The following is a 24,346-nucleotide window of genomic DNA, read 5'->3' as shown; positions in this document are numbered from 1 at the left end:
TAGGCCGGCAGGTAGTGGGCGGCGCCCTCGACTTCGAGGAACACCGAGGTCTTCAGGCCCGAGAGATGGCCGAGGCCCGGCACGTTCAGCGGCGCCGACGCGGGAATGACGTCGAACTGCACCCGCTGCTTGAGCCGGTAGCCCGGCACGTAGGCCTGTACCGCCGCGGCCATCTCGGCGATGGAGGCCTCCACCCGGCCCCGGTCGGCCGGCTCGGACAGCACGTACACCGTGTCGCGCATGATCAGCGGCGGCTCGGCCGGGTTGAGGACGATGATCGCCTTGCCCTTGCGCGCCCCGCCGATCACCTCGATGGCCTTCGACGTGGTCTCGGTGAACTCGTCGATGTTGGCGCGGGTGCCGGGGCCGGCGGACTTGCTGGCGATGGAAGCGACGATCTCGGCGTAGTGGACCTTCGCCACCCGCGAGACCGCGGCGACCATGGGGATGGTGGCCTGACCGCCGCAGGTGACCATGTTGACGTTGGGCTCGCGCAGGTTGGCTTCCAGATTCACCACCGGCACGCAGTAGGGGCCGATGGCCGCCGGGGTCAGGTCGATCAGCCGCAGGCCGGGCTTGAGGCCGCGCAGGAACGCGTCGTTCTGCACGTGGGCGCCCGCGCTGGTGGCGTCGAAGACGAAGTCGATGTCGGCGAACACCGGCAGGCGGCTCAGGCCCGCCACCCCCTCGGCGGTGGTGGCCACCCCCAGGCGGGCGGCGCGGGCCAGGCCGTCGGAGGCCGGGTCGATGCCGACCATCGCCCCCATCTCCAGGTGCCGACCGTGACGCAGGATCTTGATCATCAGGTCGGTGCCGATATTGCCGGAGCCGACGATGGCGACTTTCAGTTTTTTCATGGTGTCGTTCTCTTGTGCACGCAGCTCGCCGATCACTCGGCCGAGAAATTGACGGCGACCCGGCCGAGGCCGTCGATCACCGCCTCGAAACGGTCGCCGGGCGCGACCGCCACCATCGGCCCGAGCGCCCCGGTGAGGATCAGGTCGCCGGCCCTGAGCGGCTCGCCCAGGCGGGCCATGGTGCGCGCCAGCCAAACCGCGGCGTTGAGCGGATGGCCCAGGCATTCGGCGCCGTTGCCGCGGGAGACTTCCTCGCCGTTGCGGGTCAGGCGCATGGCCACCTGGCGCAGGTCGAGTCCGTCCAGGCGGCGCGCCGGTCCGCCGAGCACGTAGCAGCCGCTGGAGGCGTTGTCGGCCACGGTGTCGACGAAGCGGATGTTCCAGCCTTGGATGCGGCTGCCGACGATCTCCAGCGCCGGCAGCGCCCAGCCGGTGGCCGCGAGCAGCTCGGCGAAGCCGGTGTCGGCGCGCGGCAGGTCCTTCTCCAGGATCAGGGCGATCTCCGCCTCGATCTTCGGCTGCAGCACGCGGCCGAAGGGCACCAGCTCGTTGTCGCCGTAGCCCATGTCGGCGAACAGGGTGCCGAAGTCCGGCCGGTCGACGCCCAGCTGCGCCTGCACCTTGGGGTTGGTCAGGCCGATCTTGCGGCCGACCACGCGGCGGCCGCCGGCGACGGCATGGGCGACGTTGAGGCGCTGGATGGCGTAGGCCGCCTCGCCGTCGTCCTCGCCGATCAACCCGCGCAGCGGCTCGATGGCCGCCCCGCTCGCCTCGGCCTCGCGCAGGGCGGCGGCCAGTCGTTCGAAAGTCTGCGTCGTCGTCATGCTTCACCTCGCTGCAGCGGCTGCGCGTCGATGGCGCCGAAGCCGGCGATCCATTCGGGGATCGCCCGGTAGTAGCGGTCGTGGGCCCGGTACGGGCCGAAGGCCGAGAGCGCGGCGAAGGCCGCGACCCAGGTCTTCACCTCGTGGCTGGACCGGCCGGCCAGGGCGGACAGCTCGGCGTTGCCCAGCGCGTCCAGCTCGGCGATGCGGCCCGCGGCCAGAGTCTCCATGAAATGCAGGTCCCAGTCGGGATTGAGCGGGTGCAGCGAGCGCGGGTCCTCGACGAAGCGCCGCGCCGCGTCGATCACCCGCCGCTGCCGGGCCTGGCGCTCGTCCGCCGGCAGCTGGCGGCCGCTGCCCAGCAGACGGTCGGCCAGCTGCGGGTCGGCGCTGGCCAGATCGGGTACCGGCGGCTGGTGGGACAGGCCGCCGGAGCCGAGCAGCAGCACGCGCCGGTCGAGACCGCGGGCGTAGGCGCCGATCGCCTCGCCGAGCCGGCGGGCGCGCTGGAAGCTCGGCAGCGGCGCCGCCACGGCGTTGACGAACACCGGGATCACCGGGCAGCGGTCGAGGCCGCCGAGCAGCTGTTCGAGGGGCTGGGCGAAGCCGTGGTCGACCTGCATGCGGTAGGACAGCGCCACGTCCACCCCGGCGGCGAGGACCGCCGCCGCGCAGTCCTCGGCCAGCGACCGGGGCACCTCCAGCGGCCCGGCCGCGCTGCCGAAGTCGCCGATGGCATGGGCCTGGGCGCCGATGCAGAACGGCGGCATCAGGTCGTAGAAGAAGCCGTTGTAGTGATCCGGAGCGAACAGGATCGCCAGCTCCGGCTCGAACCGGGCGATGCGCTCGCGCGCCGCGGCGACGCGGGCCTCCACCTCGGCCAGCACCGCGGCGTTGGGGTCGACGTGGCCGATCAGCGGGGTGTGCGAAAGACAGTGCAGATAGGCGCTCATCTCAGGCCACCTTGCGCAGGGCGCCGGCGCGGTCGACCGGCTGGCCCGGGACCAGGGCCGAGAGCGCCTGGCGCAGGGCCGAGCAGACCTTGCCGAGGGTCTGCGGGACGGCCAAGGCGGCGACGAAGCGGTCCGGGCGCAGGATGACGACGGAGGCCGGATAGTTGCCGAACCAGGTCTTGAGGCGGTTGCTGCAGTCGCCGATCCGGATCACCGCCTCGTCCACCTCGCGCTCGCCTTTCATCTGCACGGCGGGCAGCACCTGGATGAAGCGGGTGCCGAGGTTGCGCCAGAAGGCCACCTGCTCGGCACTCAGGCCCCAGGTCGGGTCGGTGCCCCAGGCGATGATGGCGAAGTTGGCGCCGATCACCTCGTCCAGCAGCACTTCGCGGCCGTCTTCGGTAAGCACCTTCGGCTGGATGAACAGGCGGCCGACCGGCAGCCGCTTCAGCGCCGTCTCCGGCTGCACCAGCACGCCCTTGCGGTACTGCGGCATCGGCTTGAAGCGCATCTCCAGGAAGTAACGCTTGGCCGGCGGCAGGTAGTTGAGCAGCCAGGAAACGCCGTCGCGCAGCAGGCCCTGCCAGCGCTTCGGCGGCGCCAGCACCTGGCCGGCCAGCACCGAGAGGTCGATCATCGCCTTGGCGTGGTCGCGCCGCTCCACCTCGTAGCTGTCCAGCAAGGACTCGTCGGCCAGCCCCTTGACCACCAGCGCCAGCTTCCAGCCCAGGTTGCTGGCGTCGCGCATGCCGCTGTTGTAGCCCTGCCCCTGCCACACCGGCATGATGTGCGCGGCGTCGCCGGCCAGCAGCACGCGGTTGATGCGAAAGCGCCCGGCCAGGCGTGCGTTGTGGTTGTAGACCCGCTGGCGGATCAGCTCGACCCGGTCCGGATCGGGCAGCACCTTGGCCAGCAGGCGGCGCATGTTCTCCGGCCGGCCCAGTTCCTCCTCGGTCTCCCCGGGCATCACCATGAACTCGAAGCGACGGATGCCGTGCGGCAGCGCGGCGGAGACGTAGGGGCGTACCGGGTCGGCGCAGAGATAGATGTTCGGCGTGCCCAGCGGGTCTTTGGCGATGTCCACCACGATCCACTGGTTCGGCGCGGTCTTGCCGTCGAAGGACACCCCGAGGTTGCGCCGCACCTGGCTGTTGCCGCCGTCGCAGGCCACCAGGTAGCGGGCGGCGACGCTCTCCTCGCGGCCTTCCGGCGTTTTCATGCGCAGGCTGACGCCGGTCTCGCTCTGGGTGAAGTCCTGCATGTCGCGGGAGAACAGGACCCTGACGTTGGCGAAGCGCCCGAGCCCCTCGAACAGCACCCGGTCCACCTGCGGCTGGATGAAAGCGTTGCGCCGCGACCAGCCGAACTCGTCGGTCATCGGCTGGATGTCGGCGAAGCAGCGCCCGCGCGGCGTGAGAAAGCGCATGGCGTGCCAGGGCGTGGTGTGCGGCAGCACCCGGTCGATCAGGCCGACGGCCTGGAGGGTGCGCAGCGCCTCGTCGTCGATGCCGATGGCGCGCGGGTAGTCGATCAGCCTGTCGAGCTTTTCGATCACCAGCACCTCGATGCCGGCCTGGCCCAGGTAGTTGGCGAGCGTCAGGCCCACCGGGCCGGCGCCGACGATCACCACCTCGGCGGTGTAGTCGGGCGTGCGGCCGTGTTCGATGCGTTCGGAAGTCGTTGTTCTCATTGTCGTCGTTCCGGCGTCTGGAGCGGTTGTGCGGGTTCGCCCCCGAGCGCGGGCAAGCCGCGCCCGCTCGGACCCGCGCACGGGTCCGTCGGGGAAGTTGCGGAAAAGCGCGGGGAATCAGCCGACCGGGCCGGCCTCGGGCACGGGCAGGCCGCGCAGGAAGTCGAGGTGCATGCGATTGAACAGCTCCGGCTCCTCGAATTGCGGCCAGTGGCCGCAGCCGTCGATCACGGTGAACAACGCACCGGGGATCATCGAGGCGATGCGGCGGCCCTCGGAGACGTCCGCGGTGGGGTCGTCGGAGGTCCAGATGACGAAGGTCGGCGCCTGGATGCGGGCGTAGTCCTCCGGCTGGATGAGGTTGCGCAGGCGGGTTTCCATGTCCTGCAGCACCATGTTGTGCTGCATGGCCCGGGCCATGCCCGGCTGGGCGTAGATCGCCTGGCGGGTGGCGACCAGGTCGTCGTAGACCTTGGCCTTGTCGGCCATCAGCCACTCCACGCGGGCCTTGATAAAGTCCCAGCTGGGGTCCTCGGCGGCGCGGATCGACAGGCTCTTCAGGCGCTCCATCACCACCGGGTCGGCCTGCGAGCCGCCGGCGGTGTTCAGCACCAGGCGCTCGACGCGGTCCGGATGGTCGATGGCCAGGCGGCTGGCGACCCAACCGCCGAGGGACTCGCCGCTGACATTGACCCGCTCGATTCCCAGGGTGTCGAGGAAGCGCAGCACGTGCTCGACGTACTGCCGCACCTCGCGCGGGCTGTCCGGCTTGGCGCTCCAGCCGTGGCCGATCATGTCGATGGCCCAGGTGCGGAAGTGCTCGCCGTGGGCCTTGAGATTGCGCACGTAGGCCTCGGCATGGCCGCCGACGCCGTGCAGCAGCAGGAGCGGCGGCAGGCCCTCGTCGCCGGCCGCCAGGTAGCGGGTCTCCAGACCGCCGCAGTCCAGCCAGCCCTGGCTGAAAGCGGTGCCGCGCAGCTCGGCCCAGATGCTTTTGAAGCCGGCAGGGGTATACGCTTGGCTCATTCTTGTATCCCTCGGGGGTTCTTGTCGTTGTCGGAGCGAGTATGGGAGCGCCCGGAAACCCCGACAACGGAAAACCGCTTCGCTGTGCACTGGATGCACATCATTGATTTAAAAAGGAATTTCCCAAGAAGATGACGATCGAGCGCGACACCGAATACAAGACCGTGCGCGGCCTGATCCGCGGCCTGCACCTGCTCAACACCCTCAACCGCGTGGACGGCGGCGCCAGCGTGGCGCAGCTCGCCGAACTCACCGGCCTGCACCGCACCACCGTGCGTCGCCTGCTGGAAACCCTGCAAGGAGAGGGCTACGTGCTGCGCAGCGGCTCGGACGACAGCTTCCGCCTGAGCCTCAAGGTGCGCGAGCTGAGCGAAGGCTTCCGCGACGAACAGTGGGTCGCCGCCCTCGCCGCGCCGCTGCTGGCCGAGCTGCTGCAGGAGGTGATCTGGCCCACCGATCTCTGCACCCTGGACGTGGACGCCATGGTGGTGCGGGAAACGACCCACCGCTTCAGCCGCCTGTCCTTCCACCGCTCCATCGTCGGCCGGCGCCTGCCCCTGCTGGTGACGGCGACCGGGCGCGCCTATTTCTCGTTCTGCCCGGACGAGGAACGGGAAAGGCTGATCGAGATCCTGGCCTCGAAGAACGACGACCAGGCCGAACTGGCGCGCAACCGCGGCTTCCTCGAACGTCTGGTCCGGCATACCCGGGAGCGCAGCTACGGGGAAAATCACGGCCACTGGAGCGAGGAACGCAAGATCGCCTCCATCGCCCTGCCCATCTTCCACGGGGCGCGGGTGATGGGCTGCCTGAACCTGATCTACGTCGCCCGGGCCATGAGCATCGAGGCGGCGGCCAGCCGTTACCTGCCGGGAATGAGGCGCGTGGTCGAGCGACTGGAGCAGGGACTGGCGGCGGCCGGTTGAGCGGCCACGACAGCTACTTCGGCAGGTAGATCCTGCTTTCGATCAGGGTGGATTCGGGCACGGGCTCGCCCTGGGCCAGACGCTTCAGCACCCGGTAGCTCAGGCGCCCCAGTTCCCTGAAACCCACGGCCAGATAGGCCTGCACCAGCCCGTCGTCGAGCAGGGCGAGCTGCTGTGCGTTGGGCTCGCCGACGCCGATGACGATGGGCGGGCGCGTGCCCCGGGCCTGGAGTTCGGCCAGCAGGGGGCCGATGCTCCTGCGGAACCTCTCCGGGTCCTGGATCGGCCAGGAGCCCAGGGAAACGATCAGGTCGACTCCGGGAGAATTCAGCATGGTCGCCATCTGGCGCAGCGCCACGCTCTGATCGCCGGCGGTGTACAACGGGCAGCGCTCGTGCTCGCGCCAGCCGACCTCCCCGCTCAGCCGCTCGGAGCCCCGCCCGCCGCTCAGGTACTCGCGCAGGCCCCGGAGGCGGATATCGACATTGGGATCGTAGAGGTTGCCGGCCAGCAGGCAGAGCAGCCCGCCCTGGGGCCGCAGGCGCTGGGCCAGTTCCCCCAGCCGGCGACCGAACTTGCGGTCGTCGAAGCCGACGTAGGCCCGCCGCAGGTGTCGGTCGGCCGGCTCGAGATCCGCATCGAAGGTGATCAGCGGCGTCCGGCCGACCCGCTGCAGGGAGTGCTCCGCCAGCCAGCGGGAATTGCTCACCGAGACGGCGATGCCGTCCAGCCCCATCTCCAGCGCCTCGCCCAGGATGTGGTCCTGCTGGCGGAAATTTGGGGGACCGGCAGGCCCGAGCAGGATGCAGCTGTCGCCTTCGGCGCGGGCGGCCTCGGCGCAGCCCAGGCCGGCCTGGACGAAGGGGATGGGGTCGACGGTCTTGGCGACCAGGGCGAAGCGCAGGGACTCGGCACCAGCGAGCGGCGCGAGCAGCAGGCCGCAGATCAGGCCGAGAAGGAGGCGACAGCGAATGGGCGGACTGGTCAAACGGTTTCCTTCCTGTCGCTCCGACAGTGCGCCGAAGACGCCCGGTTTTCCGAGGATGACGGCAGATGCCAGCGTGCGGACGCCCCGGGTAGTTTAGATCGAAGGCCGGGGGCAGAAGGCGCCCGATGACTGCCGGATGGCGCCAGGGCGTCGGTCCCCGGGAAACGTCTCCGCGGTCCTGCCGGTCCAACGGGAACCGGGCCGCACGCCGACTCCGCCCCGAGAGCGAGGCTATCGCCCCCGGATCGGACGGGCGCTTGCGACATATGCCCAGGCGCCGAAGCGCAGATCCGACAGAGAATCGACCATGAATCAGAGAAGTATCCTCTCCCTCAGCCTGGCCCTGCTGCTGGGGCTGGGGGCTGGCGCCCCGGCCCGCGCAGCGGACGGCTCGGCTCTCGAGGCCGAAGTGCGCAGCCGTTCCGCGGCCGTCGAGTCGCAGCTCATTGCCTGGCGCCGCGACATCCATCAGCATCCGGAACTCGGCGATCAGGAAGTCCGCACCGCGAATCTGGTAGCCGACCACCTGCGCAGCCTGAACATCGACGTACAGACCGGCGTGGCCCGCCATGGCGTGGTCGGGATTCTCCGGGGGGCGCTGCCGGGGCCCGTGGTCGCGCTGCGGGCCGACATGGACGCCCTGCCGATCAAGGAACCGACGGGCCTGCCCTTCGCCTCGACGGCCAAGGGCAACTATCAGGGCAAGGAGGTCGACGTCATGCACGCCTGCGGCCACGATGCCCATACCGCGATGCTGATGGCCACCGCCTCGGTGCTGGCCGGCATGAGGGAGCGTCTGCCGGGCACGGTGATGTTCATCTTCCAGCCGGCGGAGGAAGGGCCGAGCCTGTTCACGCCGGGCCCGGACAAGACCTGGGGCGCGCGGATGATGCTCGAAGAGGGGCTGTTCAAGCAGGTCAGGCCCGACGCGGTGCTCGGCCTGCACGTGATGCCCGGCCGCTCCGGGGAAATCAGCTGGCGGACCGGGGCCACCACCGCCAGCAGCGATACGCTCTACATCACCGTCACCGGCAAGCAGGGCCATGGGGGCATGCCGTGGTTCACGGTAGACCCGGTGACCACCTCCGCGCTGATGATCGACGGCCTGCAGACGGTCGTCAGCCGCAAGGCCAACCTGACCGTCTCGCCGGTGGTGGTGACCATCGGTTCCATTCATGGCGGGACCGGCCCGAACATCGTGCCGGAAAACGTGGAGATGAGCGGCACGATACGCACCTACGACGAGAAGGTGCGGCAGCAGGCGCGCGATGACATCAAGACGAGCGCCGAGAAGATCGCCGAGAGCAGCGGCGCCCACGCCGACGTGAGCATCGTGCCCATGTACGACGAAACGGTGAACGATGCGGGACTGGCCCAGCGCATGGCGCCGGTGCTCGAGCGCGCCGCCGACGGCAAGGTCAGCAAGGCCGCCCTGCCGGGGGCCGCGGAGGATTTCTCCTTCTACGCTAAGCAGGTGCCGGCGCTGTTCGTGTTCCTGGGCATCACCCCCGAAGGACAGGACCCGGAGAAGGCCGCGCCCAACCACAACCCGCGCTTCTTCGTCGACGAGCGGGCACTGGTGGTCGGCAGCCGCGCCATGGCCTCCATGGCGGTGAACTTCCTGGCCCAGGGCAAGTGAGCAGCGGGCGCTGTCGGCGTTCTGGCGTCGGCCGCGACGGAGCCGGGCCCCTGGCACGCAGGAACGGATTCATCGGCGCTAAGCATCGCGAACGAATTCGCTCCTACAGCTGTGCCTAGCCGCCGCTGGCGTTCATGAAGCGCAGCACCTGCACCTCGCCGTGCAGGGCGAACTCGTGACGCTGCGGCTTGCGCAGCAGGGCCTTGCCGATCGCCTCCAGCACCGGCCCGTCCTCGGTCGGATGGCGGCGCAGCAGGCCGCGCAGATCCAACGAGTGCTCATGGCCCAGGCACAGCAGTAGGCGCCCTTCGGCGGTCAGGCGCACCCGGTTGCAGGTGGCGCAGAAATTGTGGCTGTGCGGCGAGATGAAGCCGATGCGGGTCTGCCCGTGGTCGCGCAGGCGCACGTAACGGGCCGGACCGCCGCTCTGCTCGGCCGAGTCGAGCAGGGCGTAGCCGCGCTCGATCAGCGCCCGCACTTCGTCGCTGGAGCAGAAGGCCTCGTCGCGGGAGCGGCCGACCTCGCCCAGCGGCATCTCTTCGATGAAGCTGATGTCCAGCCCTCGCTCGACGGCGAAACCGACCAGATCGAGCACCTCGTCGGCGTTGCGGCCCTTCATCACCACGGTATTGAGCTTGATCCGCTCGAAGCCCGCCTGCTGCGCCGCCTCGATGCCGGCCAGCACCTGGGCGAGTTCCCCGGTGCGGGTGATGGCGCGGAAACGCGCCGGGTCCAGGCTGTCCAGGCTGACGTTCAGCCGCTTCACCCCGGCCTCGGCCAGCGGCCGTGCCAGCCGCTCCAGCTGCGAGCCGTTGCTGGTCAGCACCAGCTCGCGCAGGCCGGGCAGCGCGGCGATGCGCCGGCACAGGCCGACGATGCCCTGGCGCACCAGCGGCTCGCCGCCGGTCAGGCGGATCTTCCTCACGCCCTGGCCGACGAACAGCGCGGCCAGGCGGTAGAGCTCCTCCAGGGTCAGCACCTGCTGGCGCGGCAGGAAGGTCATCTGCTCGGCCATGCAGTAGACGCAGCGGAAGTCGCAGCGGTCGGTCACCGACATCCGCAGGTAATCGATGGTGCGGCCGAAGCCGTCTTGCAATGCACTGGCCATGATGGTTCCCGTCAACGAACGTCTCGATGAGTGATCGCCGGGCGCACCGCCCGGCGGAACTTCCCTACTGCAGCAGCGGCGAGTCCGCGCCCTCCAGGCGGATGCCCTCGATGCGCGCGTCGCCGACCAGGGTGCGCAGGTACTGCGCCACCCCGCGCTGCCAGACCCGCTGCTCGAGCTCGGCGCGGATCGAGGCGGCCACCGCCTCGTAGGGCAGCTCGCGACCGTCGATGCGCTGGTCGACCTGCACCACGTGGAAGCCGTAGCGGCTTTCCAGCGGCTGGCCGGCCAGGCCCGGCGGCAGGCGGAACAGCTGCCGCTCGAACTCCGGCACCGTCTGGCCCTTGCTGATCTGCCCGAGCGCGCCGCCCTGCTCCTTCGACGGGCAGTCCGAGCGGGCCAGCGCCAGCTCGGCGAAACGCCCGCCGTCGCCGGCCAGCTCGGCGATCAGCGCTAGCGCCTGCTCCCGGGCCAGGCTGCGGGCCTCGGCGTCGTCCGCCGGGCAGCCCAGCAGGATGTGCCGCACGCCCAGCAGCGGCGCGCTGCAAAAATGCGCCCGGTTGCTTTCGTAATACTGCCGGCAGGCCGCCTCGGAGGTTTCCGGCAGGCACACTTCCCGCTCGATCAGCGCGCGGGTCGCCGCTTCCTCCTCGCTCTCCCCGGCCTGCGGGCGCACCCGCAGGTCGAGGGCGGCGATGCGCTGCTGCAGCAGCTCGCGCAGCACCAGCGCCCGGGTGGCCAGGTAGACCGCCTCGTCGCGGCTACCGGCCGGGTGGTACTGCAGCTCCAAGGCGATCGCCTCGGGCGCGATGTCCACGCCGTTGACCCGCACCCGCGGCCATTCCTGCTCGCTGCTGGCGATCAGCTGCGCCGCCGCTTCGGGCGCCTCTGGCGCGCCCTCGTCTTCCTTCGGCAGCTCCTCGAACAGCGGCGCCTCCGGCAGTTCCTGCACCAGCGGCTGCTCTCCCGCACAGCCGCCGCCGGCGCCATTGCCTCCACATCCACAAGCCATGACGACCTCCTCAGGCTTCGTCCGATGCCGTGTCACCGGCGGTTTGCGCATCGCCGCCGTCGACCGGCGGCTGGTACTCGCCCTCCTTCGGCAGTTCCTCGAACAGGGGCGCCTCCGGCGCCTCCTTCACGTCGGCTGCGGGTTTCTGCCCGCCGCACACTCCGCAACAACTCATGACGACCTCCTCAGACCTTGCTGGCTTCTTTGATCGGTGCGCGGCGCGGCGCGTAGTCGGGCTTGGCGGCGGACGCCGGCTGGCGGGCGGCGACGCCGCGCAGCGCCATCGGCTGGGCCGGGCGCGGCTGGCTGCCCTTCAGGCGGACGATCTGGTAGCGCCGGCCCAGGTACCACACCGGGGCGCTGACGATGTGCACCAGACGGGTGAAGGGGAACAGCACGAACAGGGTCAGGCCGAGGAACACGTGCAGCTTGTAGACCAGCCCGACCGGCGCGATGGCGGCGGCGGCCTGGAGCGGCTGCAGGGTGACGACGCTCTGCGCCCAGTCGGCCAGCATCACCATCACCGAACCGTCCAGGTGCTGGGTGGAGGCGACGACGGTGCCCAGGCCGAGCAGCAGCTGCGCCAGCAGCACGAACAGGATCATGATGTCCGAGCGGCTGGAAGTGGCGCGGATGCGCGGGTCGTTCAGGCGACGCTGGATCAGCATGATCAGCCCGATCAGGCCGACAACGCCGAAGAAGCCGCCGGAGACCATGGCCAGGAGCTGCTTCTGCTCGGTGCTGATGAACGAGTGGTAGACCGCCGACGGCGTCAGCAGGCCGACGAAGTGGCCGCCGAGGATGAACAGCACGCCGATGTGGAACAGGTTGCTGGCCACGCGCATGCCCTGCGGCCTGAGCATCTGGCTCGAGCCGGTCTTCCAGGTGTACTGGGACAGGTCGAAACGCGCCCAGCTGCCGATCAGGCAGACCGCCAGGGCGATGTAGGGATAGACCCCGAACAGCAGAGTGTTGACGCCAGACATTAACGCACCTCCTGGGCCAGCTCGGCTTGCCCGTCATGCTTGAAATCCACCCAGTGCAGCGGCACGGCGCTTTCCGCGCGGGCCTTGCCGGGACCACCGGGCATCGAACTGCAACGCTCCTGCTGCTCGGCCTGGAGGAAGTTGACCTGCTCCTCCTCCCAGACCTTGTCGAGGGCTTCCAGGGAGTCGTCGCGCTCCTCCCCGGCCACCTGCTCGCGCAGCCCGGCCAGGCTCTCCTGCACCGCCTGCCCGGCGATCTGCAGCAGGGCGCGGAAGCAGGCGGCGTAGGGGCTGTCGCGCTCTTCCAGACGCGCCGCCAACAGGGCCAGCAGGTGCGCCACGTCGGCCAGGCCCTCGCGCGCCTCGAGATCCTCGCGGGTGGCGAGGTATTCCAGGTACAGCGGGATGTAGTCCGGCAGCTCCTTCACGTCGATGGCGAAACCGGCGGTCTGGTACTGGGCCATCAGGTCGACCATCGCCTGGCCGCGGTCGCGGGACTCGCCGTGGACGTGCTCGAACAGCAGCAGGGACAGCGAGCGGCCGCGGTCGAACAGCTCGCAGTAGGTCTCCTGCACGTCCATCAGCTCGCCGTCGGCCAGCTCGTCGAGCAGGCCGATCAGCGCCGTGCGCTGCTCGGGGCTGATCTCGCGGGCGCGGCCGATGGCCTCGTCCAGTTCGTGGCGGGCCTCCTGCAGCGCCTGCGTGGGGTAGTCGAGCAACAGGGAAATGACCTTGAGAATCTGCATGCTCAGTCCTCCCACAGCTGAACGGTCTGGATGATGTCGCGGCGGTTGGCCTTCTTCGCGCCGAACATGTTGGTGTCCGACGTTCCGCCGCAGCCGCTGCCGAAGCTGAAACCGCAGCCGGAGCGCTCGGCGAAGGCGTCGCTCATGGCTTCCTCGCGGTGCGCGGAAGGGATCACGAAGCGGTCCTCGTAGTTGGCGATGGCCAGGTAGCGGTACATGTCCTCGACCTCGGCGACCGAGAGGCCGACGTCCTTCAGCACCCTGAGATCCTGACGGCCCTCGACCTGCTCGGCGCGCTTGTAGGCGCGCATCGCCAGCAGGCGCTTGAGGGCCAGCTTGACCGGCTGCTCGTCGCCGGCGGTGAGCAGGTTGGCCAGATAGCGCAGCGGGATACGCAGGCTGTCGACGTCCGGCAGCACGCCGTTCATGCCGATCTGTCCGGCCTGGGCGGCGTTCTGGATCGGCGACAGCGGCGGCACGTACCAGACCATCGGCAGGGTGCGGTATTCCGGGTGCAGCGGCAGGGCCAGCTGCCAGTCCACCGCCAGCTTGTACACCGGCGACTTCTGCGCGGCGTCGATCACCGACTGCGGCACGCCGTCGGCCAGGGCCTGGGCGATGACCTTGGGATCATGCGGGTCGAGGAAGATCTCCAGCTGCTTCTTGTAGAGATCCTGCTCGCTCGCCGTGCTGGCCACCTCGTGGATGCGGTCGGCGTCGTAGAGCAGCACGCCCAGGTAGCGGATGCGCCCGACGCAGGTCTCCGAGCAGACCGTGGGCATGCCGGCCTCGATGCGCGGGAAGCAGAAGATGCACTTCTCGGATTTACCGCTCTTCCAGTTGTAGTAGATCTTCTTGTACGGGCAGCCGGAGATGCACATCCGCCAGCCGCGGCACTTCTCCTGGTCGATCAGGACGATGCCGTCCTCCTCGCGCTTGTAGATGGCCCCGCTCGGGCAGGAGGCGGCGCACGCCGGGTTCAGGCAGTGCTCGCACAGGCGCGGCAGGTACATCATGAAGGTGTTTTCGTACTCGCCGTAGATGTCCGCCTGGACCTTGTCGAAGTTCTTGTCCTTGCGCCGCTTGGCGAATTCGGTGCCGAGGATCTCCTCCCAGTTCGGCCCCCACTCGATCTTCTCCATGCGCTGGCCGGAGATCAGCGAGCGCGGCCGGGCCACCGGTTGGTGCTCGGAGAGCGGCGCGGTGTGCAGGTGCTGGTAGTCGAAGTCGAACGGCTCGTAGTAGTCGTCGATGCTCGGCAGGTCGGGGTTGGCGAAGATGTTCGCCAGCACCCGGAACTTGCCGCCGATGCGCGGGTTGATGGAACCGTCGGAATTGCGCTTCCAGCCGCCCTTCCACTTGTCCTGGTTCTCCCATTCCTTCGGGTAGCCGATACCGGGCTTGGTCTCGACGTTGTTGAACCAGGCGTACTCCATGCCCTCGCGACTGGTCCAGACGTTCTTGCAGGTGATCGAGCAGGTGTGGCAGCCGATGCACTTGTCCAGGTTCAGGACCATGCCCACTTGTGAGCGAATTTTCATGGCATCAATCCTCAGAGATCTTGCGGCAGGGGTTGCGGCAGGTCGTTGCCGTTGGGGCCGTCGAGCCAGTCGACCTTGGCCATCTTGCGCACCACGACGAACTCGTCGCGGTTGCACCCCACCGTGCCGTAGTAGTTGAAGCCGTACGCCAGCTGGGCGTAGCCGCCGATCATGTGGGTGGGCTTGAGCACCACGCGGGTCACCGAGTTGTGGTGGCCGCCGCGGGTCTTGGTGCTCTCGGCGCCGGGCACGTTCACGATGCGCTCCTGGGCGTGGTACATCATCACCATGCCTTCCTTGACCCGCTGGCTGACCACCGCGCGGGCGGTGAGCGCGCCGTTGGCGTTGAAGCACTCGATCCAGTCGTTGTCCTCGATGCCGACCTTCTTCGCGTCGATCTCGGACATCCAGACGATCGGGCCGCCGCGGCTCAGGGTCAGCATGATCAGGTTGTCGGTGTAGGTGGAGTGGATGCCCCACTTCTGGTGCGGGGTGATCCAGTTCAGGCAGATCTCCGGATTGCCGTTGCTCTTCTTGCCCGCCACGTAGCCGGTGGAGCGGGTGTTGATCGGCGGCCGGTAGCTCTGCATGCCCTCGCCGAAGGCCAGCATCCAGGGGTGATCCTGGTAGAACTGCTGACGGCCGGTGATGGTGCGCCACGGGATCAGCTCGTGGACGTTGGTGTAGCCGGCGTTGTAGCTGACGTGCTCGTCTTCCAGGCCGGACCAGGTCGGGCTGGAGATGATCTTGCGCGGCTGCGCCTGGATGTCACGGAAGCGGATCGCCTCGTGCTCCTTGGGCAGGGCCAGGTGGCTGTGGTCGCGGCCGGTGAACTCCGAGAGCGCCGCCCAGGCCTTCACCGCGACGTGGCCGTTGGTTTCCGGCGCCAGCGAGAGGATCACCTCGGCGGCGTCGATGGCGGTCTCGATCTTCGGCCGGCCCTGGCTTACGCCCTCCTCGCGCACCTTGTAGTTCAGCTCGCCGAGGAACTCGACCTCGTGCTCGGTGTTCCAGTTGATGCCCTTGCCGCCGTTGCCCAGCTTGTCCAGCAGCGGGCCGAGGGAGGTGAACTTCTTGTAGGTGCTGGGATAGTCGCGCTCGATCACCAGCATGTTCGGGCAGTTCTTGCCCGGCTGCGGGTCCTTGCCCTCGGTCTTCCAGTCGCTGCCGCCGAACGGCTGCGCCAGTTCCCCGGGGGTGTCGTGCAGGAGCGGCACGGTGACCAGGTCCTTCTCCACGCCCAGATAGCCTTCGGCCATTTCCGAGAAGGCCTTGGCGATGCCCTTGTAGATCTCCCAGTCGGACTTCGCCTCCCAGGCCGGGTCGATGGCCTGCGACAGCGGGTGGATGAAGGGGTGCATGTCCGAGGTGTTCATGTCGTCCTTCTCGTACCAGGTGGCGGTCGGCAGGACGATGTCGGAGTACACGCAGGTCGAGGACATGCGGAAGTCGAGGGTGGTGACCAGATCCAGCTTGCCGATGGCGCCATCGTCCACCCACTCGGCTTCAGTCGGCTTGAAGCCGTCGGCGCGCTTGCCGAGGTCCTCGTTCATCACGCCGTTCTTGGTGCCCAAGAGGTACTTGAGCATGTACTCGTGGCCCTTGCCCGAGGAGCCGAGCAGATTGGAGCGCCAGACGAACATGTTGCGCGGGAAGTTGACCGGGTTGTCCGGCTGCTCGCAGGCGAAGCGCAGGCTGCCGTCCTTCAGCGAACGGATCACGTAGTCCACCGGCGACAGGCCGGCGGCCTCGGCGTCGCGGCAGATGTCCAGCGGGTTGCGGTTCAGCTGCGGGGCGCTGGGCAGCCAGCCGGCGCGCTCGGCGCGGATGTTGTAGTCGAGCATGTGCTCGGGGAACTGCGACTTGTCGGCCAGCGGCGAGAGCACTTCGTGGATGCTCATCTTCTCGTGGCGCCACTGCGAGCTGTGGTTGTAGAAGAAGCTGGTGCCGTTCATCTGCCGCGCCGGGCGGCTCCAGTCCAGGCCGAAGGCCAGGGGCAGCCAGCCGCACTGCGGGCGCAGCTTCTCCTGGCCGACGTAGTGGGCCCAGCCGCCGCCGGTCTGGCCGACGCAACCGCAGAGCATGAGCATGTTGATCAGCCCGCGGTAGTTCATGTCCATGTGGTACCAGTGGTTCATCGCCGCGCCGACGATGATCATGGAGCGGCCGCGGGTCCGGTCGGCGTTGTCGGCGAACTCGCGGGCGACCTGGATGGCCTTCTCGCGGGAAACGCCGGTGATCTTCTCCTGCCAGGCCGGGGTGCCCGGCACGCTGGCGTCGTCGTAGCTGGAAGCGACGTTGCTGCCGCCCAGGCCGCGGTCGATGCCGAGGTTGCCGGCCATCAGGTCGAACACGGTGGCGACGCGGGCGCTGGAGCCGTCGGCCAGGGTCAGGCTCTTCACCGGCACGCGGCGCAGCTGGATCTCGTCGCCGTCCGCGGCGGTGAAGTACTCGTGGGTCTGGCCGCCGAAGTACGGGAAGGCCACTTCGGCGGTCTCGCCGCCGATCTGGCTGAGCTTGAGGTCGACCTCGCGGCCTTCGCCGCCCTCGCGGGCCTCGATGTTCCACTTGCCCTTCTCGCCCCAGCGGTAGCCGATCGAGCCCTGCGGCGAGACCAGCTCGCCCCGCTCGTCGACGGCGACGGTCTTCCACTCGGGGTTGTTGGCCTGGCCGAGGTTGCCGGCCAGATCCGAGGCGCGCAGGAAGCGGTCGGCGACATAGCCGCCGTTCTTCTCGGTCAGCAGCACCAGCATCGGCAGGTCGGTGTAGCGCTTGGCGTAGTCGGTGAAGTAGGCGCTCGGCTTCTGGAGGTGGAATTCCTTGAAGATCACGTGGGTGAAGGCCTGGGCCAGCGCCGCGTCGGTGCCCTGCTTGGGGTTCAGCCAGAGGTCGGTGAGCTTGGCCACCTCGGCGTAGTCCGGGGTGACGGCCACGGTCTTGGTGCCCTTGTAGCGGACTTCGGTGAAGAAGTGTGCGTCCGGGGTGCGGGTCTGCGGGACGTTGGAACCCCAGGCGATGATGTAGTTGGAGTTGTACCAGTCGGCCGACTCCGGCACGTCGGTCTGCTCGCCCCACACCTGCGGCGAGGCCGGCGGCAGGTCGCAGTACCAGTCGTAGAAGGACAGGCAGACCCCGCCGATCAGCGACAGGTAGCGGGCGCCGGCGGCGTAGGAAACCATCGACATGGCCGGGATCGGCGAGAAGCCGACCACCCGGTCCGGGCCGTACTGCTTGACGGTGTAGACGTTGGCCGCGGCGATGATCTCGTTGACCTCGGCCCAGCTGGAGCGGATGAAGCCGCCCATGCCGCGCTTGCTCTTGTAGGCGGCGGCCCTGGCCGGGTCCTCGACGATGCTGGCCCAGGCCTCCACCGGCGCCAGCGAGCGGCGCGCCTCGCGCCAGAGTCTGAGCAGCGGCTTGCGCACCTTCGGATACTTCACCCGGTTGGCGCTGTAGATGTACCAGCTGTAGCTGGCGCCGCGCGGACAGCCGCGCGGCTCGTGGTTGGGCAGGTCGTTGCGGGTGCGCGGATAGTCGGTCTGCTGGGTTTCCCAGGTGATCAGGCCGTTCTTCACGTAGATCTTCCAGGAGCAGGAGCCGGTGCAGTTCACCCCGTGGGTCGAGCGCACGATCTTGTCGTACTGCCAGCGGGAGCGGTAGACGTTCTCCCAGTCGCGGGATTCGATGCGGGTCTCGCCGTGTCCGTCGGCGAATTCGCCTTGCTTCCTGGTGAAGAAGCGCAGCTGGTCGAGTAGATGGCTCATGTTTTACCTCTCAGGCTGAGCGCCGCCTGATCGCCGACGCTCTTTCGTAAATGCAGGTGTGGTCCGGTCTTGTCCCTAGCAGGGGTTCGCCGCGCCGCGACGGGCGTAGCACCACCAGGTGATGAGGATGCAGCTCAGGTAGAAGCCGACGAATCCGTAGAGCGCGGCCTGGGCGCTGCCGGTCATGGCCAGCGAGGTGCCGAACGCCTTGGGGATGAAGAAGCCGCCGAAGGCGCCGATCGCCGCGCTGAAGCCGATCACCGCCGCCGACTCGATGCTGGCACCCTTGGCGGCCTGCTCGGCGCTGACGGCGCGGCTCTGCAGGCGCCGGGCCCACTGGCCGCGGAAGATCACCGGGATCATGCAGAAGGTGGAGCCGTTGCCGATGCCGGCGAAGAAGAACAGCATCACGAAGGAAGCCAAGAAGCCCCAGAAGTCGCCGCCGCCGTTGGCGCCGGGCAGGAAGGCCATCACCGCGAAGACGAAAGCGATCATCAGGGCGTAGCTCACCAGGGTGATGCGCGCGCCGCCGAACTTGTCCGCCAGCCAGCCGCCCAGGGTGCGGCTCAGCGCGCCGACCAGCGGGCCGAGGAAGGCGTACTGCAGCGGGTTGATGTGCGGGAACTGGGTCTTGCTGAGCATGGCGAAGCCGGCGGAGAAGCCGATGAAGGAGCCGAAGGTGCCGATGTACAGCCAGCACATCAGCCAGTTGTGCGGGCGCTTGAAGATCACCGCCTGGTCGCGGACCGAAGCCTTGGCGTCGGCGATGTCGTTCATGCCGAACCAGGCCAGCACGGCGACCACGGCGATGAAGGGAACCCAGATCAGCCCGGCGTTCTGCAGCCACAGGCGGCTGCCGTCGGCGAGCGCCTGGGGTTCGCCGCCGAAGCTGCCGAACAGGCCGCCGACCACCGCCAGCGGCACGCCGAACTGCATCACCGACACGCCCAGATTGCCGAGGCCGGCGTTCAGGCCGAGGGCCGTGCCCTGCTTGGCCTTGGGAAAGAAGAAGCTGATGTTGGACATGCTCGAGGAGAAGTTGCCGCCGCCGAAGCCGCACAGCAGGGCGATGGTCACGAACACGCTGTAGGGCGTCTCCGGGTTCTGCACCGCGACGCTCATCCACAGGCAGGGAATCAGCAGCGAGGCGGTGCTCAGCGCGGTCCAGCGCCGGCCGCCGAAGATCGGCACCATGAAGCTGTAGAAGATCCGCAGGGTGGCGCCGGACAGCGAGGGCAGCGCGGCGAGCATGAACAGCTGGTCGGTGGAGAAGTTGAAGCCGACGCTGTTCAGGCGCACGGTCACGGTGCTCCAGACCATCCACACGGCGAAGGCCAGCAGCAGCGCCGGGATGGAGATCCACAGGTTGCGGTTGGCGATCCGCTGGCCGGTGGCGCTCCAGAAGGCCGGATCTTCCGGACGCCAGTCGCGCAGTACCGAGCCTTGCGGGGCCGCTACGCCGGCCGGGGCTCTTTCGAAGGTTGTCATGGTCATTCTCCTTGGGCCTCGAGGCGCGCGCTGGCGACCTTGCCCATGAGCGGGGTTTGGCGGATTTCGCTGAAGTACATCCAGATCAGGGAGACCCAGACCACGCCGTACAGCAGCATGAAGCAGGAGGAGCGCACGCCGGTGAGGTCCACCAGGGCGCCGAACAGGATCGGCAGGACGAAGCCGCCCAGGCCGCCGGCCAGGCCGACGATGCCGGAGACCACGCCCATGTTCTGCGGGTAGTCGTTGGCGATGTACTTGAAGACCGAGGCCTTGCCGAAGGCGAAGGCGATGCCGACGACGAACATCAGCAGAGTGAACACCCAGGGACCGAGGCCAAGGTGGAAGGTCCTCTCGCCGTTGACGGTCTGGACGGTGAAATCGCTCTGCGGGTAGGACAGCAGGAACAGGCACACCCAGCTCACCCAGAGCACCCACCAGGTCACGCTCTGGGCGCCCCAGCGGTCCGACATCCAGCCGCCCACCGCGCGCAGCACGCCGCCCGGCAGGGAGAAGCAGGCGGCCAGCAGGGCCGCGGTCTGCAGGGTGAAGCCGTATTCCTGGACGTAGTACTTGGTCATCCACAGAGCCAGCGCCACGTAGCCGCCGAAGACGATCGAGTAGTACTGGCAGTAGCGCCATACCGCCGGGTTCTTCAGGGCCTTGAGCTGCTCCCTGAGCGATACCGAGCCGGCGGCACGGTGCGCCCTGTTCTCGCTGGTGAAGAACCAGAACAGCAGCGCGGTGACGAACATGATCGCCGAGTAGACCCGGGGCACCGTCTGCCAGCTGCCGTAGGCGATGAGCGCCGGGGCGAGGAACTTGGTCAGCGCGGAACCGGCGTTGCCGGCGCCGAAGACGCCCATGGCCAGGCCCTGGCTGCCCTTGTCGAACCACTTGGCGACATAGGCGATGCCGACCGAGAAGGAGCCGCCGGCGAGGCCGACGAACAGGCCGAGCACTAGGAACTGCCAGTACTGGGTGGCCTCGGCGATCAGGTAGATCGGTAGCACGCAGGCCAGCATCAGCAGGAAGAACACCAGGCGACCGCCGAAGCGGTCGGTGAGCATCCCCAGCGGCAGGCGCACCAGGGAGCCGGTCAGCACTGGGGTGGCGGCCAGCAGGCCGAACTGGGTCTCGTTGAGTTGCAGCAGTTCCTTGACCGGTACTCCCAGCACCGCAAACATCATCCACACCATGAAACACATGGTGAAGGACAGGGTGCTCATCCCCAGTACCAGGCCTCTTTGCAGTTTCGAACCACCCATGTTTCCCCTCCGCCGGTTACTCGGCATACATCCATCCACGGGGCAAACATGACGGCTAAGTTGGGTGCAGGCAATGGCCCGAAAAGGGCTCCAACACCCCTGATACCTCTTAGGAGGTAGCACTTTTTCCAGCAGGAAAAGCCTTATAAATCAGTAAGTTACTCATATATAACAAAAGACCGGCAGACACTCGAAGAGGCGTCGACTATTTGGAGGTAGCATTAGGCCGGCAAACTTCGGATGAAACTTCCGAAACGTCGGCCAACTTGATCGGCATCAACTTCCGCACGCTTCGACTGTTTAATCGACTATCACTAAAGAGGTAGTTTCAAAGCGACGCGAAAAGTCCGAAATAGCAGCCCCCCACAAGAGCAGGCAGCGGTCTCGGGCGGAGCCGGCAGCCGTATCGCCCCATCGGAGGTAGCGCCAGACATGTTTCACTGGATACGCAGTTCGCTACCGGTCCGGGCCGGCATCGCGGTCACCCTGATCGCCAGCCTGGCCCTGGTCAGCGCCGTCAGCGCCGGGCTGATCGCCCGCTTCAGCGAAGGCGACGCCGCGGCCATCAATACCGCCGGCTCGCTGCGCATGACCACCTACCGGCTGAACTGGAAGCTCGAGGCCGGCGCCGACGCACTGGTCCTGCGCAGCGAGGGCGCCGACCTGGAGCGCCGGCTGGGCAGCCAGGCTCTCACCCAGGTGCTGAGCGATCCGCAGTCGGAAGTGAACCGCGCCTATGCCGACCTGCTCGGGCGCTGGGAAAACACCCTGCGGCCGGCGCTGCTGGAAGGCGACGCCGGGCGCTTCCAGGCCAGCTCCGAGGACTTCGTCGCCCGCCTCAACGATTTCGTGCTGCTGCTGCAGAAGCAGAGCGAACGCAAGCAGACCTGGCAGCAGCTGCTCCAGGGCACGGCCCTGTTCGTCACCGTGATCGTGCTGCTGGTCGGCCTCTACCAGCTGCAGAACGGCGTGCTCATCCCCCTGCAGGAGCTGGTCCGCACCACCGAGCGTTTCCGCGCCGGCGATCTCGGCGCCCGGGTGAAATTCCATTCGGAGGACGAGCTGGGCCTGGTCGCCCAGAGCTTCAACGCCATGGCCGACGTCATCGAGGACTCCCATCGCACCCTGGCCAGCCGGGTGGCCCAGAAAACCGCCCATCTGGCCCAGGCCAACGCCGCGCTCGCCCTGCTCTGCCAGAGCAGCCGGCGGGTCGCCAGCAGCCCGCCGGACGCCGAGTCGCTGGACCGGCTGATCGACAGCTTCCAGGAGCACCTGCCGGGCCTGAACCTGACCCTGTGCCTGCACGGCAGCCCGCAGAAGCCGGCCGAGCACCTGATCGCCCTGCACGGCAGCCAGCTGCGGCAGATCTGCGCGCCACAGGCCTGCGCCAGCTGCGACATGCGCAGCCACGCCCATCTGGTGTCCTGCCCGGTGGTCCATCAGGAATTCGAGTTCGGCGAGCTACGAGCCTCCTTCGCCGGCAACCGCCCGGCCGAGGACTGGGAGACGGAGCTGATCCAGGCCCTGGCCAACCTGATCGGCACCGCCCTGTCCCTGGAGCGCCAGCGCGAGCAGGAGCATCGCCTGCTGCTGTTCGAGGAGCGCGCCATCATCGCCCGCGAGCTGCACGACTCCCTGGCCCAGGCGCTGTCCTACATGAAGCTGCAGATCAGCCGCCTGCAGACCCTGATCCGCCGCGGCGAGTCCGCCGAGACGCTGGAGAGCGTGTCCGAGGAGATCCGCGAGGGCCTGAACAACGCCTACCGCCAACTGCGCGAGCTGCTCACCACCTTCCGCCTGCAGATCACCGAGGGCGGGCTCGATCTGGCCCTGCAGAGCGCCGCCCGCGAATTCGCCGAGCGCGGCCAGTTCCAGGTGGAGCTGGATGCCCGGCCCCTGCCCTTCGCCCTGTCGGCCAGCGAACAGATCCACCTGCTGCAGATCTGCCGCGAGGCGCTCTCCAACTGCGCGCGGCACGCCCGGGCGCAGCACGTCTGGGTCCGGCTCGCGCAGCTGGGCGAGGATGTCGAGCTGCAGGTCGAGGACGATGGCCAGGGGCTGTCCGGCGATTTCGACCAGCGCCAGCACCACGGCCTCAACATCATGCGCGAACGCGCCCGCCACCTGCACGGCCAGCTCGGCATCGAGCCGCGCGCGAGCGGCGGCACCCGCGTCCATCTTCTGTTCCGCCCGGGCTTCCTGGCCCGGTCCGCCACGAGTACCGTCGGATGAACAAGCCAAGCCGCCATACCATTCTGCTGGTCGACGACCATCCCATGATGCGCCGGGGCATGCGCCAGCTGCTGGAGCTGGAGGACGACCTGCAGGTCATCGGCGAAGCCGGCAACGGCGAGGACGCGCTCGCCCTAGTCCCGCAGCTGGCACCCGAGCTGATCATGCTGGACAACAACATGCCGCAGCTGAACGGCATCGAGACCCTCAAGCGCCTGCGCCAGGAGGGCTATACCGGCAAGGTGCTGCTATTCACCGTGTCCGACGCCGAGGAGGACGTGCGCGACGCCCTGCAGTACGGCGCCGACGGCTACCTGCTCAAGGACATGGAACCGGAGAAGCTGATCCAGCAGGTGCGCGAGGTGCTGGCCGGCGATCTGGTGGTCAGCCCGGCCCTGGCCCGGGTGATGGCCCAGGCCCTGCGCCCGCAGCCGGCGGTCGCCCAGGTGGAGCTGACCGAACGCGAGCGCCAGGTGCTGAAGATGATCGCCAGCGGCCACAGCAACAAGATGATCGGCCGCAAGCTCGGCATCACCGAAGGCACGGTCAAGGTGCACGTGAAGAACCTGCTGGCCAAACTCGGCCTACGCTCGCGGGTCGAGGCGGCGGTCTGGGCCCTGGAGCACGAGCGGTTGCGCGGCTGATCCGCGCCCGGGCCGGGCGGCCGCGAGCCCCGCCGCCCGGCCCGGACGGGCACCTCAGTACTTGTACTGCAACTGCATCCAGAACTTGTCGGTATCCACCGCGAAGTCCTCGGCGTCGTAACGGGCGTACTTGGCCAGCGCCACCAGGTTCTTCACGTAGGGCACCGGCCTGGCGTACGACAGGTCCAGCTCGCGGCCGTAGTCCGCCCCGCCCCGGTCGGCGCGGAAGTCGTGGTACCAGGCCTGCAGGCTGCCGCCGAACAACGGCACGCTGCCGCCCACGTAGGCGTCGCGGATGCCCCCTGCCGGGGTGATGAGGAACATGTCGGCCCAGCCCTGGAAGATGTGCTTGGTCGCCAGCGGCGTCTGGAAGGCGCGGTTGCCCGGACCGTTCTCCCCGCCCAGCACCTCGTAGCCGGCCTTGGCCAGGTAGCCGCCGCGCTGGTAGCTCAGCTCGCCGAGGTAGTAGTCGCTGCTCAGCTTCAGGGGGTTGTTGCCGTAGTCGCTCTGGTGGGCGTACTCCAGGGCGTAGCCGAAGCCGGCGCGGCTGCCGGTCAGGCGCACGCCGCTGGTGCGGCTGGACTGGCTGCCGAGGGCCGCATTCGCCGCCACCGCCAGGTTGTCCAGGCCCAGCAGGTAGTGGTAGGCGGTGAC

General features: G+C 68.4%; 19 protein-coding genes and 1 pseudogene. 4 read left to right on the top strand and 16 right to left on the bottom strand.

What is annotated here, in order from left to right; translation table 11 throughout:
- From ACFOJE_RS12550 to ACFOJE_RS12530, 5 genes are all read right to left on the bottom strand, one after another.
- Nucleotides 1-857 (bottom strand): acetaldehyde dehydrogenase (acetylating) (locus ACFOJE_RS12550; protein WP_377814692.1); only part of this gene is annotated, 857 nt, incomplete at its 3' end.
- A gap of 32 nt (nt 858-889) precedes the next feature.
- The gene (gene mhpD, locus ACFOJE_RS12545) at nt 890-1,681 is read right to left on the bottom strand and encodes a 2-keto-4-pentenoate hydratase (RefSeq protein WP_377814691.1); all 792 of its coding nucleotides are present in this window, start codon (nt 1,679-1,681) and stop codon (nt 890-892) included.
- Nucleotides 1,678-2,634 (bottom strand): 3-carboxyethylcatechol 2,3-dioxygenase, encoded by a 957-nt coding sequence (locus ACFOJE_RS12540; protein ID WP_377814690.1) that lies wholly within the window; start codon nt 2,632-2,634, stop codon nt 1,678-1,680. Before ACFOJE_RS12540 ends, mhpD begins: the two co-directional genes overlap by 4 nt.
- A 1-nt stretch (nt 2,635) precedes the next feature.
- Nucleotides 2,636-4,324, bottom strand: a complete 1,689-nt coding sequence (locus ACFOJE_RS12535; protein WP_377814689.1) for a bifunctional 3-(3-hydroxy-phenyl)propionate/3-hydroxycinnamic acid hydroxylase — start codon at nt 4,322-4,324, stop codon at nt 2,636-2,638.
- A 117-nt stretch (nt 4,325-4,441) separates the two neighbouring features.
- Entirely contained in the window at nt 4,442-5,350 is a 909-nt protein-coding gene (locus tag ACFOJE_RS12530) for an alpha/beta fold hydrolase (RefSeq protein ID WP_377814688.1), read from the bottom strand.
- A 131-nt stretch (nt 5,351-5,481) separates the two neighbouring features.
- Here ACFOJE_RS12530 and ACFOJE_RS12525 point away from each other — a divergent pair, with 131 nt between their 5' ends.
- Entirely contained in the window at nt 5,482-6,276 is a 795-nt protein-coding gene (locus ACFOJE_RS12525; RefSeq protein WP_377814687.1) for a DNA-binding transcriptional regulator, read from the top strand.
- Nucleotides 6,277-6,289: 13 nt separating this feature from the next.
- On the opposite strand, the gene ACFOJE_RS12520 is transcribed toward ACFOJE_RS12525, so the two are convergent.
- Entirely contained in the window at nt 6,290-7,264 is a 975-nt protein-coding gene (locus ACFOJE_RS12520) for a substrate-binding domain-containing protein (protein ID WP_377814686.1), read from the bottom strand.
- A 307-nt stretch (nt 7,265-7,571) separates the two neighbouring features.
- Between ACFOJE_RS12520 and ACFOJE_RS12515 the strand changes: the two genes are divergently transcribed.
- Nucleotides 7,572-8,903: an amidohydrolase gene (locus ACFOJE_RS12515; protein WP_377814685.1), complete on the top strand. Its 1,332-nt coding sequence runs from the start codon at nt 7,572-7,574 to the stop codon at nt 8,901-8,903.
- A gap of 115 nt (nt 8,904-9,018) precedes the next feature.
- On the opposite strand, the gene moaA is transcribed toward ACFOJE_RS12515, so the two are convergent.
- From moaA to ACFOJE_RS12470, 9 genes are all read right to left on the bottom strand, one after another.
- Nucleotides 9,019-10,011 (bottom strand): GTP 3',8-cyclase MoaA, encoded by a 993-nt coding sequence (moaA, locus tag ACFOJE_RS12510; RefSeq protein WP_377814684.1) that lies wholly within the window; start codon nt 10,009-10,011, stop codon nt 9,019-9,021.
- A 64-nt stretch (nt 10,012-10,075) separates the two neighbouring features.
- Entirely contained in the window at nt 10,076-11,023 is a 948-nt protein-coding gene (locus tag ACFOJE_RS12505; RefSeq protein ID WP_377814683.1) for a peptidylprolyl isomerase, read from the bottom strand.
- A 10-nt stretch (nt 11,024-11,033) separates the two neighbouring features.
- Complete coding sequence (locus ACFOJE_RS12500) at nt 11,034-11,198, bottom strand: hypothetical protein (protein WP_377814682.1); 165 nt, start codon at nt 11,196-11,198, stop codon at nt 11,034-11,036.
- Nucleotides 11,199-11,208: 10 nt separating this feature from the next.
- Complete coding sequence (gene narI / locus ACFOJE_RS12495; protein ID WP_377814681.1) at nt 11,209-12,009, bottom strand: respiratory nitrate reductase subunit gamma; 801 nt, start codon at nt 12,007-12,009, stop codon at nt 11,209-11,211.
- Complete coding sequence (narJ, locus tag ACFOJE_RS12490) at nt 12,009-12,755, bottom strand: nitrate reductase molybdenum cofactor assembly chaperone (protein WP_377814680.1); 747 nt, start codon at nt 12,753-12,755, stop codon at nt 12,009-12,011. Before narJ ends, narI begins: the two co-directional genes overlap by 1 nt.
- A gap of 2 nt (nt 12,756-12,757) precedes the next feature.
- A complete protein-coding gene (gene narH, locus ACFOJE_RS12485) occupies nt 12,758-14,296 on the bottom strand; it encodes a nitrate reductase subunit beta (protein ID WP_377814679.1) in 1,539 nt (512 codons plus the stop codon).
- Nucleotides 14,297-14,307: 11 nt separating this feature from the next.
- The gene (locus ACFOJE_RS12480) at nt 14,308-18,060 is read right to left on the bottom strand and encodes a nitrate reductase subunit alpha (RefSeq protein ID WP_377814678.1); all 3,753 of its coding nucleotides are present in this window, start codon (nt 18,058-18,060) and stop codon (nt 14,308-14,310) included.
- A 75-nt stretch (nt 18,061-18,135) separates the two neighbouring features.
- A complete protein-coding gene (locus tag ACFOJE_RS12475; RefSeq protein ID WP_377814677.1) occupies nt 18,136-19,548 on the bottom strand; it encodes a NarK family nitrate/nitrite MFS transporter in 1,413 nt (470 codons plus the stop codon).
- A gap of 2 nt (nt 19,549-19,550) precedes the next feature.
- Nucleotides 19,551-20,816 carry an MFS transporter gene (locus ACFOJE_RS12470; RefSeq protein ID WP_377814676.1) on the bottom strand — a complete coding sequence of 422 codons (1,266 nt, stop codon included), beginning with the start codon at nt 20,814-20,816 and terminating at the stop codon, nt 19,551-19,553.
- Between the two features lie 432 nt (nt 20,817-21,248).
- On the opposite strand from ACFOJE_RS12470, the gene ACFOJE_RS12465 reads away from it, so the two are divergent.
- Together ACFOJE_RS12465 and narL are read left to right on the top strand one after the other, a co-directional pair.
- The gene (locus tag ACFOJE_RS12465) at nt 21,249-23,048 is read left to right on the top strand and encodes a histidine kinase (RefSeq protein ID WP_377814675.1); all 1,800 of its coding nucleotides are present in this window, start codon (nt 21,249-21,251) and stop codon (nt 23,046-23,048) included.
- Nucleotides 23,045-23,692: a two-component system response regulator NarL gene (gene narL / locus ACFOJE_RS12460; protein ID WP_377814674.1), complete on the top strand. Its 648-nt coding sequence runs from the start codon at nt 23,045-23,047 to the stop codon at nt 23,690-23,692. The genes ACFOJE_RS12465 and narL overlap by 4 nt, the downstream gene beginning before the upstream one ends.
- 54 nt (nt 23,693-23,746) lie before the next feature.
- Here the strand turns inward: narL and ACFOJE_RS12455 are convergent.
- A pseudogene (locus ACFOJE_RS12455) lies at nt 23,747-24,346 on the bottom strand (alginate export family protein); the annotation flags it as partial.

Source organism: Azotobacter bryophylli, from assembly GCF_042643485.1.
Classification (GTDB): domain Bacteria; phylum Pseudomonadota; class Gammaproteobacteria; order Pseudomonadales; family Pseudomonadaceae; genus Azotobacter; species Azotobacter bryophylli.
The sequence above is the reverse complement of the archived record's forward strand: the minus strand, read 5'-3'. Positions and strand labels throughout refer to the sequence as shown.

Bases quoted from the DNA above. Each gene is read 5' to 3' on its own strand.
- mhpD (WP_377814691.1), bottom strand. From the start codon at position 1,681: ATGACGACGACGCAGACTTTCGAACGACTGGCCGCCGCCCTGCGCGAG.
- ACFOJE_RS12540 (WP_377814690.1), bottom strand. From the start codon at position 2,634: ATGAGCGCCTATCTGCACTGTCTTTCGCACACCCCGCTGATCGGCCAC.
- ACFOJE_RS12535 (WP_377814689.1), bottom strand. From the start codon at position 4,324: ATGAGAACAACGACTTCCGAACGCATCGAACACGGCCGCACGCCCGAC.
- ACFOJE_RS12530 (WP_377814688.1), bottom strand. From the start codon at position 5,350: ATGAGCCAAGCGTATACCCCTGCCGGCTTCAAAAGCATCTGGGCCGAG.
- ACFOJE_RS12525 (WP_377814687.1), top strand. From the start codon at position 5,482: ATGACGATCGAGCGCGACACCGAATACAAGACCGTGCGCGGCCTGATC.
- ACFOJE_RS12515 (WP_377814685.1), top strand. From the start codon at position 7,572: ATGAATCAGAGAAGTATCCTCTCCCTCAGCCTGGCCCTGCTGCTGGGG.
- moaA (WP_377814684.1), bottom strand. From the start codon at position 10,011: ATGGCCAGTGCATTGCAAGACGGCTTCGGCCGCACCATCGATTACCTG.
- ACFOJE_RS12505 (WP_377814683.1), bottom strand. From the start codon at position 11,023: ATGGCTTGTGGATGTGGAGGCAATGGCGCCGGCGGCGGCTGTGCGGGA.
- ACFOJE_RS12500 (WP_377814682.1), bottom strand. From the start codon at position 11,198: ATGAGTTGTTGCGGAGTGTGCGGCGGGCAGAAACCCGCAGCCGACGTG.
- narI (WP_377814681.1), bottom strand. From the start codon at position 12,009: ATGTCTGGCGTCAACACTCTGCTGTTCGGGGTCTATCCCTACATCGCC.
- narJ (WP_377814680.1), bottom strand. From the start codon at position 12,755: ATGCAGATTCTCAAGGTCATTTCCCTGTTGCTCGACTACCCCACGCAG.
- narH (WP_377814679.1), bottom strand. From the start codon at position 14,296: ATGAAAATTCGCTCACAAGTGGGCATGGTCCTGAACCTGGACAAGTGC.
- ACFOJE_RS12480 (WP_377814678.1), bottom strand. From the start codon at position 18,060: ATGAGCCATCTACTCGACCAGCTGCGCTTCTTCACCAGGAAGCAAGGC.
- ACFOJE_RS12475 (WP_377814677.1), bottom strand. From the start codon at position 19,548: ATGACAACCTTCGAAAGAGCCCCGGCCGGCGTAGCGGCCCCGCAAGGC.
- ACFOJE_RS12470 (WP_377814676.1), bottom strand. From the start codon at position 20,816: ATGGGTGGTTCGAAACTGCAAAGAGGCCTGGTACTGGGGATGAGCACC.
- ACFOJE_RS12465 (WP_377814675.1), top strand. From the start codon at position 21,249: ATGTTTCACTGGATACGCAGTTCGCTACCGGTCCGGGCCGGCATCGCG.
- narL (WP_377814674.1), top strand. From the start codon at position 23,045: ATGAACAAGCCAAGCCGCCATACCATTCTGCTGGTCGACGACCATCCC.